The organism is Enterobacter sp. RHBSTW-00175 (assembly GCF_013927005.1).
GTDB lineage: Bacteria > Pseudomonadota > Gammaproteobacteria > Enterobacterales > Enterobacteriaceae > Enterobacter.
Window position 1 is genome coordinate 4,897,320 of sequence record NZ_CP055930.1, and the last position, 15,628, is coordinate 4,912,947.

A 15,628-nucleotide genomic window follows, 5' to 3' on the forward strand; every position below is an offset into this window, starting at 1 on the left:
ATTGATCATGGATTTTGTTTTGTATCTTTTTTTTGGTATAGCCATATTCATTGCATCAATAATCACTTTAGCCTTATATTTTCTTATACGGAAAAGATAATTCAGGGCAGCGATGCTGCCCTTCTTTCAGTTCCCAGAACTGCTTCACGTAAGCATTTTCCGGTGCAATGGTTCATTTCGCGCTGCATCAGTTGCGCGTCAGTCGCTGTAACGCTAGAGCGATTGCCCCAAAACTAGGTTTACTCTGAAAAGAGTTGTATAGTGTTAGTTACTTACAAACTCATAATATATAAGGAGGCCAATTATGCTGTACTGTGAAATTTTCAATGTTTCACATACATTTGGTGATCGCACCAGCTCAAGCGTTATCGATATCGTGCTGCGATAACTTCGGCTTGAGCGAAGACACCAATTCCTGAAATCCCTTCTCTCGGGCTTACTGAGTTATCGTCAGCGATGTTTGACGAGGCATAAACATGCCTGTAACTCTTGGGTAAGCAACAAATGAGCACTTTACTCACTGCACAATCTTTACGTGTTGATACGGCGTTTGGCACGCTCTTCGACTCACTCTCCTTTACGCTGAAAAAAGGCGACCGCATCGGCCTGCTGGGCGATAACGGCTGCGGTAAAAGTACGCTGCTGAAGGTGCTGGACGGCACAGACGCCCCCGCTGCGGGCAACGTCGCGCTGGCCGGACACTGTATGATGGCGCGTGTAGAACAACATCTGCCGGAAGCAATTTATCCGCTAACCATGCTGGATGCCGTACTGGCGCAGTTGCCCGCGGCTGAACGTGACAGTCTTCGCTGGAAAGCGGAAACGCTGCTGGCCGGCATGGGCTTTACACCGCAGGACACCGCCCTGCAATCGGCTACCCTTAGCGGTGGGCAACATACCCGCCTGCTGCTGGCACGCGCGCTAATCAGCGAGCCGGATCTGCTGCTGCTGGATGAACCCAGTAACCACCTTGATCTGCCGACGATGCTCTGGCTGGAACAGTTTTTACAAAACTGGTCCGGTAGCTTTGTGCTGGTATCCCACGACCGACAATTGCTGGATGCCGTCACCAACGGAAGCTGGATCCTGCGAGACAAAACGCTGCACTACTTTGCGCTCCCCTGTACTGCGGCACGCAAAGCGCTGGTCGCAAAGGATGAAAGCGATGCTCTGCGCCACAAGGCAGAGCAAAAGGAGATCGACCGCGTCGCGGCCAGTGCTAAACGGCTGGCGACCTGGGGCAAGGTTTACGATAACGAAGATCTCGCCCGCAAAGCCAAGCAAATGGAAAAACAGGTCGAACGGCTCAAAGAGAGCCAGACGGAAGTCACAGCCGGTAGTCAGTGGACGTTAACTCTGCGGGGTGATGCACTACGTGCCGACCGTCTGCTGGAGTTGGATAACCTCGACGTTCCACCGGCGCCGGGTTTACCTGCCCTGTTCAGGGTGGACATCGCACGGCTGAAAAGTGGTGATCGGGTTGCCATAATCGGGCGTAACGGCTGCGGAAAATCATCCCTGATGAAGCTTATCTGGCAGCAATTTAGTGCTGAGCAATCAACGGATACGCTGAAACTCCACCCACGTGTTGCGCCGGGTTATTACGACCAGACGCTACACCAGCTACCGGACGATGCCCCTCTGCTGGACGCGCTGGAGCCCTTTGCGCCAAACCCACAGGATCGCAAAATGGCGCTGATAAGTGCGGGTTTCCCGTGGGCGCGTCATGGGCAGCAGGTCAGCACACTCAGCGGAGGCGAGCGCTCTCGCCTGCTGTTTGTCGGGCTGACGCTCGCCCGCTATAGCCTTCTGATGCTCGATGAACCGACCAACCATCTGGACATGGAGGGCAAAGAGGCGCTGGCTGACACTCTGCAACAGTTTGAAGGCGGTGTACTACTGGTTAGCCACGACCGACAGCTGATTAGCCAGAGCTGCAATCGTTTCTGGCTGATTGAAAACGGTAAGCTCAGTGAATGGCACGATGCCGACGCCGTGTTCGAACGTCTGCGTGAAAGCTCGGGGCTGACGAAACCGGTCGATACCGTGCAACCACGGGAGGAAGCCCCGTCGCCGTATGACGATGTGCTGGAAAAACTGGTGGCGCTGGAGACACTGCTTGCAGATGACTTAGCACGCAAGCCGAAGCACCAAAAGCCGCAGTTGCAGGCGCAATGGCGTAAAGAAATTGAGGAGCTGGAAGCACAACTGTAAGTCTGCGCCCGGCGGTTAACCCCGCCGGGCCAGAGTATTACTGCGGGTTTTTCTCTTTCCAGGCATCCCATGCCTGTTTAATTTCCTGCTTCGCGGTCGCCGCATCGTTAAAGCCGCTCAGCTCAACTTTTTTGCGCCCTTCTGGCAGCTGTTTGTAGACGCGGAAGAACGACTCCAGACGCTGCACTTCGATTTTCGGCAGGTCTTTCAGTTCTTTAATATCATCGTAAGTTGGGTCGATTTTACTCGCCGGAACCGCGACGATTTTATCGTCCTTCTCACCGCCATCCACCATCTTCAGCACGCCAATCGCACGCAGCTTAATGAGCGTACCCGGTGCCATTGGCGCACGGGTATAGAAAATCACATCCAGCGGATCACCATCACCGGCCAGAGATTGTGTCAGGGAACCATAGTTAGCCGGATAAGCCACAGGCATGGACTGGAAACGGTCAGCAACGATAAAACCGGTCCTGGCGTCGGTTTCATATTTGATAATGCCGCCTGCGGGGATTTCCGTAACGGCATAGAACTCTTCCGGGTTGTTCTCCGGCTGAGGGAATTCAAGAATGTTTTGCGCCTGAACGGAAGCGGACAGGAGAACGCTGATTGCGATAAGTTTTTTCACCAGATGCATTGTCTTTTAACTCTTCGGTTATTAGGAAGACAACACGTTACGTTTGGTTCATGTCAGAACCATGACAGTTTTTTGTCAGTTTTTTACCGCCCCCCAGAATTGAGGGGAATGATGCTGCTTTGCCGCATTAATGAACAAAAACTGAATAAAATGATGACATTATGTTGCTGCGGCCTTGCATAACACCGACAAAACTCTAATTCTTAAGGAGTAAGACGTATTCTCATATACGCCGTACCTGCTATGCAGAATCTCATAATGAATAAGGAGAAACATATGAAGGCTGCTGTTGTCACCCACGATCATCACGTGGATATCGCTGAAAAAACCCTGCGTCCACTGCAACACGGCGAAGCCCTGCTGACGATGGAATGCTGTGGCGTTTGCCACACCGACCTGCATGTTAAGAACGGTGACTTCGGGGATAAGACCGGGGTTATTCTGGGCCACGAAGGGATTGGCATCGTGAAAGAAATTGGGCCGGGCGTCACCTCACTGAAGGTTGGCGATCGGACAAGCGTGGCGTGGTTCTTCGAAGGCTGCGGACATTGTGAATACTGTAATACCGGTAACGAAACCCTGTGCCGTGATGTTAAAAACGCCGGTTATTCTGTAGACGGTGGCATGGCACAAGAGTGCATCGTGACCGCCGATTACGCGGTAAAGGTCCCGGATGGCCTCGATTCTGCCGCCGCCAGCAGCATCACCTGTGCCGGGGTTACCACCTATAAAGCAGTGAAAATCTCCTATATCAAACCAGGCCAGTGGATTGCCATTTACGGCCTCGGCGGGCTGGGTAACCTTGCACTGCAATACGCCAAAAATGTGTTCAACGCCAAAGTCATCGCCATCGACGTTAATGATGAACAGCTGAAATTAGCCGCCAGCATGGGTGCTGATTTGACCGTGAACTCGCGAAGTGTTGATGCAGCAAAGGTTATCCAGGCGAAAACCGGTGGCGCACATGCGGCAGTGGTGACCGCAGTGGCAAAAGTGGCGTTCAACTCTGCAGTGGATGCGGTTCGCGCGGGTGGCCGCGTGGTCGCCGTCGGTCTGCCGCCTGAAGCGATGAGCCTGGATATTCCGCGCCTGGTGCTGGACGGCATTCAGGTTGTGGGATCGCTTGTGGGTACCCGTCAGGATCTGCTGGAAGCGTTCCAGTTCGCCGCTGAAGGTAAGGTTGTCCCGAAGGTGACGATGCGTCCGCTGGAAGATATCAACGCTATCTTCAAAGAGATGGAACAAGGGCAAATTCGTGGCCGTATGGTGATTGATTTACGTTCGTAATGTATATGCTTCCCTCTCCTCACTGGGGAGAGGGAAGGCAAAATTTGTGTAGCACGCTTTCAACGCCCCGCTGATGGGGCGTTTTCATTTTCAGTTTCCGGCAAACCTTATCTCAATTCCTTTGTTCCCTTGTTTTCCCCCGCACCCGATGATGAATCCGACGCTAACAAGAAGATAACAAAGGAATTCACCATGCAAACCCCATTTCGCCTGCCGCTGCTGACAGCGCTGATTCTGGCTACCACGGCGACTTACGCGGCTGATACGCCAGTTAAAGGCGGCACGCTTATCTACCTGGAACAACAGGCGCATACCAACCTTTATCCGCCCGCCGGGGGATTTTACCCTAACGGCGGCATTCTGAATCAGATAACAGACAAACTGACCTGGCAGAACCCGCAGACGCTGGAGGTTGAACCCTGGGTAGCGGAAAGCTGGAGCACAAACGCCGATAAAACCGAATACACCTTTAAGATCCGCCCGGGGATCACGTTCTCGGACGGCACTCCGCTTGACGCTAACGCCGTGGCGAAAAACTTCGACACCTATGGTCTGGGGAATAAGGCACAACGCCTGCCGGTTTCTGAGGTAATCAACAACTACGATCACAGCGAAGTGGTCGACCCGCTCACCGTGAAGTTCTTCTTTAAAAAGTCGTCACCGGGATTCTTACAGGGTACGGCCACCATCGGCTCGGGCCTGGTGTCGCTCAGTACGCTGAAGCGTAATTTCGAAGAACTGGGTGATGCCCGCCATATTATTGGTTCCGGGCCGTTCGTGGTGAAAGACGAAAAGCTGGGGCGCGAAGTGACGCTCGAGGCGCGTAAAGACTATCAATGGGGGCCAAAAAACCTGGCCCAACAAGGCCCGGCCAACCTCGATGGCATCAAGTTTATTGTCACCCAGGAAGACAGCGTTCGCATTGGCGCCTTGCTGGCAGGCCAGGCAGATTTGATTCGCCAGGTGCAGGCGTATGACGAAAAACAGACCACGGATCAGGGTTATCACATCTACGCCGCACCGACTCGAGGTGTGAACGACAGTATCAGTTTCCGCCCGGATAACCCGCTGGTTGCCGATGTTCGGGTCCGCCAGGCGCTGCTCCATGCCACAAACGCGAAACAGGTCGTCGACACCCTCTTCTCACCCAATTACCCGCAGGCAAAATCCGTTATTGCAGGTTCCGCCGCAGGCTTTGTTGATCTGAGCGACAAACTGACCTTCGATGCGGCCAAAGCCAACGCATTACTCGATGATGCTGGCTGGAAAACGGGCAGCGACGGGATCCGCGCCAAAGACGGGCAACGCCTGGCGCTGACCATTTATGAATCTCTGCCTCAGCCGCAAAACAAAGAGGTGTTACAGCTGGTAGCCCAGCAATGGCGTCAGGTTGGCGTGGTGCTGAACGTCAAAGCCGGTGACGCAGGAAGCCGCACGCTGGATAACCTCGACCCGTTAAAAACACCGCTGACGGTATCTGAAGTGGGTCGCGCCGACCCGGACGTGGTGAAAAGCATGTTCTATCCCGCTAACCGCGATGCACTGCTGCAAAAAGGCGGTTCCAGCGACAAGGTCAAAAGTTTCCGCGACGACAAGCTGAACGAACTGCTGGTAAATATTTCCGCAGAAGTGGACCCGCAAAAACGACGTCAGCTGACAGGGGATGCACAGCGCTACCTGCTGGACAACGCCTATGTGATCCCGATCTTCGAAGAGCCGCAGGTCTTTGCCGGTGCGCCCTGGCTTAAAGGGGTGAACTTTGAAGCCGTTGGCCGCCCGTCGTTCTACGGCGCATGGATTGAGAAACATTAAGGAGTCGAACATGAGCCACGCACTGCTTCGACGTTCAGGCCATGGGCTGCTGGTGTTATGGGCCGCCTTTACCCTGTCGTTCGTGCTGCTTCAGGTGCTGCCGGGTGATGCGGTGCTGATCAAATTTCAGAACCCTGATCTTGGTTTAAGCCCGGCGCAAATTCAGGAGATGCGCGTGGCTTACGGGGCAGACAGCCCACTGTGGCAGCAGTATGGCCATACGCTGTTTGCCATGTTACGCGGAGATTTCGGCTACTCGCTCCAGGCGGGTGTCCCGGTCAGCGAGCTGATTACCAGCAATCTGCCGGATACCCTGAGCCTGGCGCTCCCGGCGTTTGCGCTAGCGGTGTTGCTGGCTTTCGCACTGGCTTTTGCTTCGCGCCTGCCGGGTTTGCGCTGGCTCAGCAATACCATTCAGTCTTTGCCGGTGCTGTTTATCTCTCTGCCGACATTCTGGCTGGGTATCGCCTTAATCCAGCTCTTTTCGTTCCAGTTGAAGTGGATACCGGTCATTAACCCAACGCCCCTGCAAGGCCTGATCCTGCCGATCGTGACCGTCGCCATTCCGATCTCCGCCCCACTGGCACAGATTTTAATGCGCAGCCTGGACCAGGTGGCATCCCAGCCTTTTGTGGCCGTAGCGCGTGCCAAAGGCCTGAGCGAAACCGCCGTTCTGTGGCGCCACGTCACGGGTAACGCCCTGCTACCGGTGCTGAATATTGCCGGTTTACTGCTGGGCGAACTGATTGCCGGGGCGCTTATCACTGAAACCGTCTTCGGGCGCAGCGGCCTGGGCCAGCTGACCCAGCAGGCGGTGAATAACCAGGATATTGCCGTGCTCCAGGCGGTGGTGATGATTTCAGCCCTGGGGTTTGTCCTGATTAACCTGCTGGTGGATCTGCTGATGCCGCTGTTCGATCCTCGCCTGCAAACCGTCACCGGAGGTGCCCAATGAGTCTTGTTGATTACGCCGCGGCCGCACGAAAACGCGTGCCCCGGTTGCCCGGTATTTCGTGGCAACCCGGATTATGGCTGGCATGGGCCGTAATTGTGCTTGCCGCATTTGCTGCCTTCGCGCCGGGCCTGCTCACCCACTACAGCCCGATTGAAGGCATCGCGGGTGCGCAACGTCTGGCGCCGCAGTCGGGCCACTGGCTCGGTACCGACCAGCTTGGCCGGGATGTGTATACGCGCATTATTTACGGTGCCTCACACTCCCTGAGCGCTGCGCTGGCTGCCGTTACCATGGGATTAGTCGCCGGAACAGGGCTTGGCGTCATTGCCGGCGCGTTTGCCGGGCGTGTTGAGTCGTTGCTGATGCGCTTTGTCGATGTCCTGCTGTCTATTCCGTCTCTGCTGCTCTCGCTGACGGTCATTATTCTGCTCGGTTTTGGTACCGTAAACGCCGCCATTGCCGTCGGGGTGGCCTCCATCGCCAGCTTCGCCCGGCTGGCGCGCGGTGAAGTGGTCCGTATTCGCCATACGGATTACGTCGAAGCGGCGTTTGGCAGCGGCGGCACATTCCTGGCCGTGCTGTGGCGACACATTCTTCCCAATTCACTCACTGCGGTACTGGCATTTGCCACCTTACAGTTTGGCCAGGCGATTCTGGCGCTCTCTACGCTGAGTTTTCTCGGCTATGGCACGCCGCCGCCCGTCCCGGAGTGGGGACTATTGATCGCTGAGGGACGTAACTATCTCTCCACCGCCTGGTGGTTAACCACCTTCCCGGGCATTGTCGTCATCGCGGTAGTGCTTGCCACCAACCGTATTAGCCAGCAGTTCAGCGGAGGCCGTATATGACCGTTCTCAGCGTGGAAAACCTCAGCCTCAGCTACCGCACCGGCCGCCAGTGGCGGGAAGTGGTCCATAACGTCAGCTTTAGCTTAAAACGGGGAGAAATGCTGGCGTTTGTAGGCGAGTCGGGGTCGGGCAAAACCACGACCGCACAGGCGATTATTGGCCTGTTGGCAGACAACGCCCGCCGCGATGGCGGTAGCATTCTGCTTAATGGTGAAGAGATCAGCCTCTGGTCTGCTAAACGGCTCGATGCCCTGCGCGGCACGCGGATTAGCCTTGTCCCGCAAGACCCCGGTAACTCACTGAACCCGGTTCAGACTATCGGCGCGCAGGTGGGGGAAATTATTCAGATCCATCAAAAAATCACTGCCGCCCAGCGGGATGAACAGGTGTTAGCCCTGTTAACCAAAGTGGGGTTAAGCCACCCGCAACAACGCATGAAACAGTACCCGCATCAACTTTCCGGGGGAATGAAGCAACGCGTTCTGATTGCCATCGCCATTGCCCTGCGCCCCGATGTGATCATCGCCGATGAACCGACCAGTGCGCTGGACGTCACGGTACAAAAGCGCATTCTTGATTTACTGGATGTGCTGCGTCGCGAGTCCGGTACGGCGGTGCTGTTTGTCACGCACGACCTGGCGCTTGCCGCACAGCGCGCCGACAGACTGCTGGTGTTCCGTCACGGAGAGGTGCAGGAGCACGGTGCCACAGCAGATATCGTGCGTGCACCGCAGCACGCCTACACTCGCCAGCTGTTAAGCGATCTCCTGGGACAACGGCTGACCATTGCCCCGGTGTCAGGTTTACCGCTGGCGTCGCCAGCCATACGCGCGCAGGGGATCAGCAAACAATTTTCGCTGGGTAAAGGTCATCAGCTTCAGGCCCTGGATCAGGTTAGTTTCGACGTGACGCGCGGCAGTACGCACGCCCTGGTGGGCGAATCGGGTTCCGGGAAAACCACCCTCGCCCGCATTTTACTGGGATTCGAACAAGCCGACAGCGGTCGCGTGGTGATTGACGATATCGACGCCACCACCTTAAGCAATGAGGCGCGCCGCCAGCTGCGACAGAAAATCCAGTTTGTGTACCAGAATCCGTTTGCTTCACTGGATCCGCGGCAAACCCTTTTTGAGATAATCGAAGAACCACTGAAAAACTTTGCCTGCCTCAGCAAAACGGAACGCAAGACGCGCGTCGAGAACGTTGCCCGGCGTGTCGCGTTGCCCGCAGAGCTTCTGAGCCGGACGGCACGCGAACTGTCCGGCGGGCAGCGTCAGCGCGTAGCCATTGCGCGGGCACTGATCCTTGAACCGACCATCCTGGTGCTGGACGAAGCCACCTCGGCGCTGGATGTCACGGTACAGGCGCAAATCCTGGCCCTGCTTCAGCAGTTACAGCAACAGCTGGGGCTGACCTATCTCTTTATCACTCACGATCTGTCGACCGTTCGCCGCATTGCGCACAGCGTGACGGTGCTGCGTAGCGGCCAGGTTGTAGAGCATGGCGCGGTAGAAGCGCTGTTTGCCACACCGCAGAATAGCTACACCCGTGAACTGATTGACGCCATTCCCCATTTTTCACCCGTTACGGAGGAGTTCGCATGACGCGAAAACGCCTGGGATTTTTCACCCGCCTGCTGGATGACGCCACGCCGAAAGAACGTTACCGCCTGGCAACAGAACAAATACAGCACGCGGAGCGCCACGGTTTCGACAGCGCCTGGATTGCGCAGCACCACTTTCATGAGCACGAAGGCGGGCTGCCCTCTCCGCTGTTATTCCTGGCACATGTGGCGGCGCATACGCGCAACATTCGTCTGGGAACCGCCATCATCACGCTGCCGATGGAAAACCCGCTGCGAGTAGCGGAAGATGCCGCCGTGCTGGATCTGCTGGCGAATGGCCGCCTGGAAGTGGGCTTTGGCTCCGGGGGTACACCCACCTCATTCCTGCCGTTTGGCCTGACGTTCGAGGAACGTTCCGCCGTGTTTGCTGAACATCTGCATGTTATCCAGAGCGCCTGGGGCGGGGATTCGCTCACCCATCCCGACAACCATCTTTATCCACCCTCCCCACAGCTCAACCAGCGGGTATGGATTGCGACCTTTTCGGTGGAAGGAGCCATACGCGCGGCACAGGCCGGGCACGGTCTGATGCTCTCACGCACGCAACCCCGCCCGGCAGACAGGCTGGATTTAACGCTGGATGAAATCCAGAACCCTATTATTGATGCCTATCTGGATGCCCTGCCTGCGGGCGTCGCGCCACGTATTCTGGCCTCGCGTACGGCATTCGTCGCCGACAGCGATGACTATGCGCTAGCGGTGGCAACCCCCGGGCTGACAAAACAGGCTCAGCAGCATCGCGCGACCGGGTATCAGGTAACAGGCGATAGCGTGGCGGATTATCGCCGTCAGTTTGACGCCCATATTGGCGCGCCTGAAACCGTTCTCGCCTCGCTGCAAGCCGATTCCGTCCTGGCGCGCGCGACGGATATTTCATTCCAGGTGCATTCGGTGGAACCCTCGCACCCGGATACCCTGCGTTCGATTGAATTGATTGCAGCACATATCGCCCCCCACATTCTTTGAGGAGTCACAGATGGCATTAAGTCAGGATATTCTCGCCGAACTGGCAGAGATCGCCCCAGGTTCCGCTCTGGCGCAGGCCCGCGCCACGCGTGATGCCGCAACGCGTCATGCCCAGGGGAGTTACGAAACGTTGTTCAGCCAGCAGGACACGGCATTTCCGCTGGATGAACGTTTTGCCGTGGCGGCAAAAGTCGCGAAATGGCATAACGCAGACGCACTTGCGGCGCACTACGCCGGATTTGGGCTGGCTGACCCGACCTCTGCGCGTCTGACTCCGGCCCTTAATTTCGCCCGTTTGTTGACCTTTTCTCCGGTAGAAGCCACCCCGTCGACCCTGAAAACACTCACTCAGGCAGGCTGGAGCAAAGAAAGCATTGTGACGCTGGCGCAGCTTATCGCGTTTGTCAGCTTCCAGAGCCGGCTTATTACCGGGCTACGTTTGCTGAACGATAAACCGGTAACAGCCAGTGATACACCGGCTGTGGCGGGCATCTGGCACACAACAAACACCACCGCAACGGGCAAAGCCGCGCCAGTGGCCTTCACCCAGGCGGAACTCGGCTGGGAGCCGTGGATTGCGGCAAAACCGCTGGCCGATTTTACCGACGATGAGGTGGCAATCCTCGCGAAGTTTGGCCACACCGACTCTGACTATTTCCGCCTGCTGGGGCGCAATTTGCCGGTACTGGAACAACGCACACTCACGGATAAAGGGATTTTTTATACGTCGGGCGGCCTTCCCCGCGCCGAACGCGAGCTTGCGGCAACGGTCACCAGCAAGGTTAACGGCTGCATTTACTGCGCATCTGTCCATGCGCGTAAAGCCAGTCAGTTATCTAAGGATGACAACGCCGTTGAAGCGCTGCTGGCCATCCGCCCCGGACAGTCGCTGAGTGAAGGGCAGTCTGCGCGCTGGCAGGCGGAAATTGAATTTGCGGCGGCGCTGTCCGTCACGCCACCGGCTGTGACGCCACATCACCTTGCGGCACTGGAAAAACAGTCGCTGGATACGCTGGAACAACTCGATTTGATTCAGTCTGCCGCCTTCTTCGCCTGGGCCAACCGGTTGATGTTGACCCTGGGCGAACCCTGGCTGTCCTGATGGGTATCAGGCTAACGCGTGTGTGTTAGCCTGATTTCGTTTGGCTTTCAGGTAGCCATACATCAGCAGAGACGTCATGGCGGAGAACGAAAGAATGGCCGCGGGCAAGGTGACGTAGCTCCAGCTAAAGCCAAGCGTTATCATCATCCCGCCAAAATAGGCACCAATTGCACTGCCCAGATTAAATGCCACCTGACCACCCGCAGCACCCAGCAGTTCCCCACCTTTTGCATTTTGCAGCAGCAGTATTTGCAGTGGTGCCGAGAGGGCAAACAGCCCAGCGCAGCAAATAAAGCCCATCACCAGAGAAGCTGTCTGGTGCTCCCCAAACGCAAAGAGCAGTAACAATGAGGCGACAATCACCATATCGGTCGTCGCCGCGATGCGCAGCGGGCTATAACGCCCGGATAATTTACCGCTCAGCATATTACCCAACACCATGCCCAGCCCCATCAGCATCATGATCACGGTCATCAGCCCTTCTGAAAAACCAGAGACATTTACCATAAACGGCTTAACAAAGCTGAACCAGGCAAACACCCCGGCGTTGCCAAACATGGTGGCGGCAAAAATAAGCCAGGGTTCCGGTTTTTTCAGAAAATGAAACTGCTCGCTGAGCCGGGTTTCCGTTTTATCGTAGAGTGTTGGCACCCAGAAAATGACGGACAGGATCACCAGCGCATCGAACACGGCAATCAGTAAGAAGGTGTAGCGCCAGTTGTATTCATGCCCAAGCCACGTCCCTAGAGGGACACCCACCAGATTGGCGACCGTCATCCCGGCAATCATGCCTGCGACCGCAAGCGTTACCTTACCCGGAGGGGCGATTTTCGAGAGGATGATGGCACCCACGCCAAAAATGGCCCCGTGCGGAAAACCGGAAATCAGGCGCCCTATCGCCAGCCCGGTATAGGAGGTCGAAAAGGTAAAGATGGCATTCCCGACCGCGCACATCGCCACTAAAAACAGCAGCGTTGATTTCAGCGAGAACTTACCGGAAAACAGCGCCACAATCGGCGCACCGATCACTACACCGAAGGCATAAAACGAAATCATATTGCCGGCGGAAGGAATTGAAATCCCCGTATCTTTCGCCAGCTCGGTTAACACACCCATAATGCCAAATTCAGCCATGCCAAGGCCGAATGTGCCAAGTGCTAACGAAAAAATAGTCTTTTTCATACCGCAACCACTTGTTAAAAATTTGCAACAGCTATTATTAAATAATCTTGTATGGTGAGCCAGTTCAAAACGGCTCGCTGACAGGTTAATCCATTAATTCAGGTAGATTACACTTCAAAGCACGGCCCTTTATTCCGCGACCGGACAATAAGAGGATGACAATGATGGTCAGTAAAAAAAAGAAAGCCAGTGTCGTTGTTGATGTCGTTAAAGATGCACCTCTCAAAACCAAAGAGTATGAAAAAGAGCTGCGCCGTCTCCATGTTGAGCTGGTTAAGCTCCAGCAATGGGTCGTCAGTAAAGGCTTGAAAGTGTGCATTGTCTTTGAAGGACGTGACGGCGCAGGTAAAGGCGGTACGATTAAAGCGATCACCGAGCGCGTCAGCCCGCGAGTGTTCCGGGTGATTGCTTTACCAGCCCCGACCGAGAAAGAAAAAAGTCAGCTCTACTTCCAGCGTTACGTGCCCCACCTGCCTGCAGCGGGTGAAATAGTTATCTTCGATCGCAGTTGGTACAACCGGGCAGGCGTTGAACGGGTGATGGGCTTTTGCACCCCGGAACAGGTAGAAAAGTTTCTGGATGGCACACCAGTGATGGAAAAAGCGATGGTGGATGCCGGGATCATCCTGGTGAAATACTGGCTGGAGGTGACACCAAAAGAGCAGGAACGCCGTCTGCGCGATCGCATTAACGACGGGCGTAAGATCTGGAAATTATCCCCAATGGACATTAAGTCCTTCACTATGTGGGATGATTATACCGTCGCACGCGATGCCATGTTTGCCGCTACCGACACCGCCTGGGCGCCCTGGTTTGTCGCCCGCTCTGAAGATAAGAAACGTGTTCGCCTGAATATTATTTCTCACCTGCTTACCCAGATCCCATATAAAGAACTGCACGTTGAGTCTGTTGAATTGCCGAAACGTAAAATCGGCAAAGTCAAACCGACAAAATACCCCTTCAGGTATGTCGCGGAACGCTTCTGATATTCCCGGCCTCTTTGTTGAATGCAAAGAGGCCATTTCATTCACTGTTGTCTGGAATACTGCTCGCAATATTAATATTGCCAGGGGAAACAGTATTGTTTTTGCGCGGCAGAGGTTGATAATGAGCGCACCCACACAGGAGGTGAAAAATGAAAGATTCAGCAGCAGTACATGAACATCAATCCAGTCCGTCTCAAAGCCATGTAGCCCTTACTCACAGGCGCTCAAGCTCTCAGCGTAAGCTATCAGAGCATGACCGGCAGTTTATTCAAGCAATGAATGATTTTGTCGAAAAGAACGGGACGATTACCGATGATGAATTTTTCAGGGTGCTTTAATGCTTAAACAATTTAACGTTTATCGTAACCCCTCTACGATGACCCGGGATAAACTGCCTTATTACATGCTTATTCAGGATGATTGCTATGAGGATCTGGCAACACGTGTAATTTTGCCCTTAATGCGAAATCATCAGTTACCCTTATGGCATAGCCCTCTTGCGCCAGGCATAAATATAGAATTCGAATCATTCCTTATTTATGCACCCATGATCACCAACATCAACACTAATAAAATTAACCGAAAAGACTTTATCTGTAATTTACGCGATTCACGTCATGATGTTATTTCAGCCATTGACAGGCTGTTAACCAATACCTGACCAGGTGATGCTGCCAACTTACTGATTTAGTGTATGATGGTGTTTTTGAGGTGCTCCAGTGGCTTCTGTTTCTATCAGCTGTCCCTCCTGTTCAGCTACTGACGGGGTGGTGCGTAACGGCAAAAGCACCGCCGGACATCAGCGCTATCTCTGCTCTCACTGCCGTAAAACATGGCAACTGCAGTTCACTTACACCGCTTCTCAACCCGGTACGCACCAGAAAATCATTGATATGGCCATGAATGGCGTTGGATGCCGGGCAACCGCCCGCATTATGGGCGTTGGCCTCAACACGATTTTCCGCCATTTAAAAAACTCAGGCCGCAGTCGGTAACCTCGCGCATACAGCCGGGCAGTGACGTCATCGTCTGCGCGGAAATGGACGAACAGTGGGGATACGTCGGGGCTAAATCGCGCCAGCGCTGGCTGTTTTACGCGTATGACAGGCTCCGGAAGACGGTTGTTGCGCACGTATTCGGTGAACGCACTATGGCGACGCTGGGGCGTCTTATGAGCCTGCTGTCACCCTTTGACGTGGTGATATGGATGACGGATGGCTGGCCGCTGTATGAATCCCGCCTGAAGGGAAAGCTGCACGTAATCAGCAAGCGATATACGCAGCGAATTGAGCGGCATAACCTGAATCTGAGGCAGCACCTGGCACGGCTGGGACGGAAGTCGCTGTCGTTCTCAAAATCGGTGGAGCTGCATGACAAAGTCATCGGGCATTATCTGAACATAAAACACTATCAATAAGTTGGAGTCATTACCAAATGTCACGGTACTTGCTGCGGTATCCTATTTTACCCCCGTATTATCCGCCGCGCTGGCCGCCGCGCTACTCAACGCACCACTCTCTTTCGCCTTCTGGCAAGGCGCTCTGATGGTTTGCGCCGGTTCTCTGCTGTGCTGGTATGCCACGCAAAATAGAGCCTGATGCCCCTTCTGCCGGGCAAACTCCCTGCCCGGCAAAATACCTGTGAAAATAAAACGTGATCGCACCTCAGAATATTTACACGACTCGTAGTTAAGAGGTTTAGATTCTGTTTATATTTATCTCCCTTCGTAAATTCCTCTTCGCACTTATTGACACAAATTGACAACGGCATGTAACTAATTCCCTGCGAATATTCACATTGTATATAGCACTTATTGCAATAGTTTATTTCTGGATGTTTCATGGGTTTTTGCGCAATGATTATGCGAACAATCTCATAACCCACTGTTTTACCGCCATCAATTACGCAGCGCATCTAATATCTATCGCGTCATCGCCATTAATTTCAGTGAAAAATAGAACCACAAAACAACTATACCTATGACAATTATTTGCGGCTGTAAATAGTGTTTACCT

Annotated in this window: 14 protein-coding genes and 1 pseudogene; 13 read left to right on the forward strand and 2 right to left on the reverse strand. The window is 54.5% G+C overall.

Annotated features, from left to right (window positions below):
• Positions 1-504: 504 nt before the first annotated feature.
• A complete protein-coding gene (locus HV107_RS23715) occupies positions 505-2,214 on the forward strand; it encodes an ABC-F family ATP-binding cassette domain-containing protein (RefSeq protein ID WP_182061175.1) in 1,710 nt (569 codons plus the stop codon).
• 37 nt (positions 2,215-2,251) lie between these two features.
• Here the strand turns inward: HV107_RS23715 and HV107_RS23720 are convergent, their stop codons facing one another.
• Positions 2,252-2,851 carry an inorganic diphosphatase gene (locus HV107_RS23720; RefSeq protein WP_182061176.1) on the reverse strand — a complete coding sequence of 200 codons (600 nt, stop codon included), beginning with the start codon at positions 2,849-2,851 and terminating at the stop codon, positions 2,252-2,254.
• 276 nt (positions 2,852-3,127) lie between these two features.
• Between HV107_RS23720 and adhP the strand changes: the two genes are divergently transcribed.
• The 7 genes from adhP (at position 3,128) to HV107_RS23755 (ending at position 11,445) form a co-directional block, all read left to right on the forward strand.
• Positions 3,128-4,138, forward strand: coding sequence for an alcohol dehydrogenase AdhP (gene adhP / locus HV107_RS23725; RefSeq protein WP_182061177.1), 1,011 nt, complete (start codon positions 3,128-3,130; stop codon positions 4,136-4,138).
• A 192-nt stretch (positions 4,139-4,330) separates the two neighbouring features.
• Positions 4,331-5,950, forward strand: a complete 1,620-nt coding sequence (locus HV107_RS23730; protein WP_182061178.1) for a TIGR04028 family ABC transporter substrate-binding protein — start codon at positions 4,331-4,333, stop codon at positions 5,948-5,950.
• 10 nt (positions 5,951-5,960) lie between these two features.
• On the forward strand, positions 5,961-6,905 hold the full coding sequence (locus tag HV107_RS23735; RefSeq protein ID WP_182061179.1) for an ABC transporter permease: 945 nt from the start codon (positions 5,961-5,963) through the stop codon (positions 6,903-6,905).
• Positions 6,902-7,753: an ABC transporter permease gene (locus tag HV107_RS23740; RefSeq protein WP_182061180.1), complete on the forward strand. Its 852-nt coding sequence runs from the start codon at positions 6,902-6,904 to the stop codon at positions 7,751-7,753. The genes HV107_RS23735 and HV107_RS23740 overlap by 4 nt, the downstream gene beginning before the upstream one ends.
• Positions 7,750-9,357 carry an ABC transporter ATP-binding protein gene (locus HV107_RS23745; RefSeq protein WP_182061181.1) on the forward strand — a complete coding sequence of 536 codons (1,608 nt, stop codon included), beginning with the start codon at positions 7,750-7,752 and terminating at the stop codon, positions 9,355-9,357. Before HV107_RS23740 ends, HV107_RS23745 begins: the two co-directional genes overlap by 4 nt.
• On the forward strand, positions 9,354-10,343 hold the full coding sequence (locus HV107_RS23750; RefSeq protein WP_182061182.1) for a putative FMN-dependent luciferase-like monooxygenase: 990 nt from the start codon (positions 9,354-9,356) through the stop codon (positions 10,341-10,343). The genes HV107_RS23745 and HV107_RS23750 overlap by 4 nt, the downstream gene beginning before the upstream one ends.
• A gap of 10 nt (positions 10,344-10,353) precedes the next feature.
• On the forward strand, positions 10,354-11,445 hold the full coding sequence (locus HV107_RS23755) for an alkylhydroperoxidase domain protein (RefSeq protein ID WP_182061183.1): 1,092 nt from the start codon (positions 10,354-10,356) through the stop codon (positions 11,443-11,445).
• Between the two features lie 6 nt (positions 11,446-11,451).
• Here HV107_RS23755 and araJ read toward each other — a convergent pair whose 3' ends face one another.
• Entirely contained in the window at positions 11,452-12,627 is a 1,176-nt protein-coding gene (araJ, locus tag HV107_RS23760; RefSeq protein WP_182061184.1) for an MFS transporter AraJ, read from the reverse strand.
• A gap of 164 nt (positions 12,628-12,791) precedes the next feature.
• Here araJ and ppk2 point away from each other — a divergent pair, with 164 nt between their 5' ends.
• The 5 genes and pseudogenes from ppk2 to HV107_RS23785 form a co-directional block, all read left to right on the forward strand.
• The gene (gene ppk2, locus HV107_RS23765; RefSeq protein ID WP_182063582.1) at positions 12,792-13,613 is read left to right on the forward strand and encodes a polyphosphate kinase 2; all 822 of its coding nucleotides are present in this window, start codon (positions 12,792-12,794) and stop codon (positions 13,611-13,613) included.
• 149 nt (positions 13,614-13,762) lie between these two features.
• Positions 13,763-13,951 (forward strand): hypothetical protein, encoded by a 189-nt coding sequence (locus tag HV107_RS23770; RefSeq protein ID WP_182061185.1) that lies wholly within the window; start codon positions 13,763-13,765, stop codon positions 13,949-13,951.
• Positions 13,951-14,274, forward strand: a complete 324-nt coding sequence (locus HV107_RS23775; protein WP_182061186.1) for a CcdB family protein — start codon at positions 13,951-13,953, stop codon at positions 14,272-14,274. The genes HV107_RS23770 and HV107_RS23775 overlap by 1 nt, the downstream gene beginning before the upstream one ends.
• Before the next feature lie 58 nt (positions 14,275-14,332).
• Positions 14,333-15,030 (forward strand): IS1-like element IS1B family transposase gene (locus tag HV107_RS23780; protein WP_095033700.1). Its coding sequence is split into 2 segments (ribosomal slippage): positions 14,333-14,582 and positions 14,582-15,030, totalling 699 coding nucleotides; the frame shifts between segments, so codons are not numbered across the junction.
• A 16-nt stretch (positions 15,031-15,046) separates the two neighbouring features.
• Positions 15,047-15,211: pseudogene (locus HV107_RS23785) on the forward strand (EamA family transporter); the annotation flags it as partial.
• Between the last annotated feature and the right edge of the window lie 417 nt (positions 15,212-15,628).

Coding starts and splice junctions, on each gene's coding strand:
- HV107_RS23715 (WP_182061175.1), top strand. CDS start 505: ATGAGCACTTTACTCACTGCACAATCTTTACGTGTTGATACGGCGTTT.
- HV107_RS23755 (WP_182061183.1), top strand. CDS start 10,354: ATGGCATTAAGTCAGGATATTCTCGCCGAACTGGCAGAGATCGCCCCA.
- araJ (WP_182061184.1), bottom strand. CDS start 12,627: ATGAAAAAGACTATTTTTTCGTTAGCACTTGGCACATTCGGCCTTGGC.
- HV107_RS23730 (WP_182061178.1), top strand. CDS start 4,331: ATGCAAACCCCATTTCGCCTGCCGCTGCTGACAGCGCTGATTCTGGCT.
- HV107_RS23750 (WP_182061182.1), top strand. CDS start 9,354: ATGACGCGAAAACGCCTGGGATTTTTCACCCGCCTGCTGGATGACGCC.
- HV107_RS23745 (WP_182061181.1), top strand. CDS start 7,750: ATGACCGTTCTCAGCGTGGAAAACCTCAGCCTCAGCTACCGCACCGGC.
- HV107_RS23740 (WP_182061180.1), top strand. CDS start 6,902: ATGAGTCTTGTTGATTACGCCGCGGCCGCACGAAAACGCGTGCCCCGG.
- HV107_RS23720 (WP_182061176.1), bottom strand. CDS start 2,851: ATGCATCTGGTGAAAAAACTTATCGCAATCAGCGTTCTCCTGTCCGCT.
- adhP (WP_182061177.1), top strand. CDS start 3,128: ATGAAGGCTGCTGTTGTCACCCACGATCATCACGTGGATATCGCTGAA.
- HV107_RS23775 (WP_182061186.1), top strand. CDS start 13,951: ATGCTTAAACAATTTAACGTTTATCGTAACCCCTCTACGATGACCCGG.
- ppk2 (WP_182063582.1), top strand. CDS start 12,792: ATGGTCAGTAAAAAAAAGAAAGCCAGTGTCGTTGTTGATGTCGTTAAA.
- HV107_RS23735 (WP_182061179.1), top strand. CDS start 5,961: ATGAGCCACGCACTGCTTCGACGTTCAGGCCATGGGCTGCTGGTGTTA.
- HV107_RS23770 (WP_182061185.1), top strand. CDS start 13,763: ATGAAAGATTCAGCAGCAGTACATGAACATCAATCCAGTCCGTCTCAA.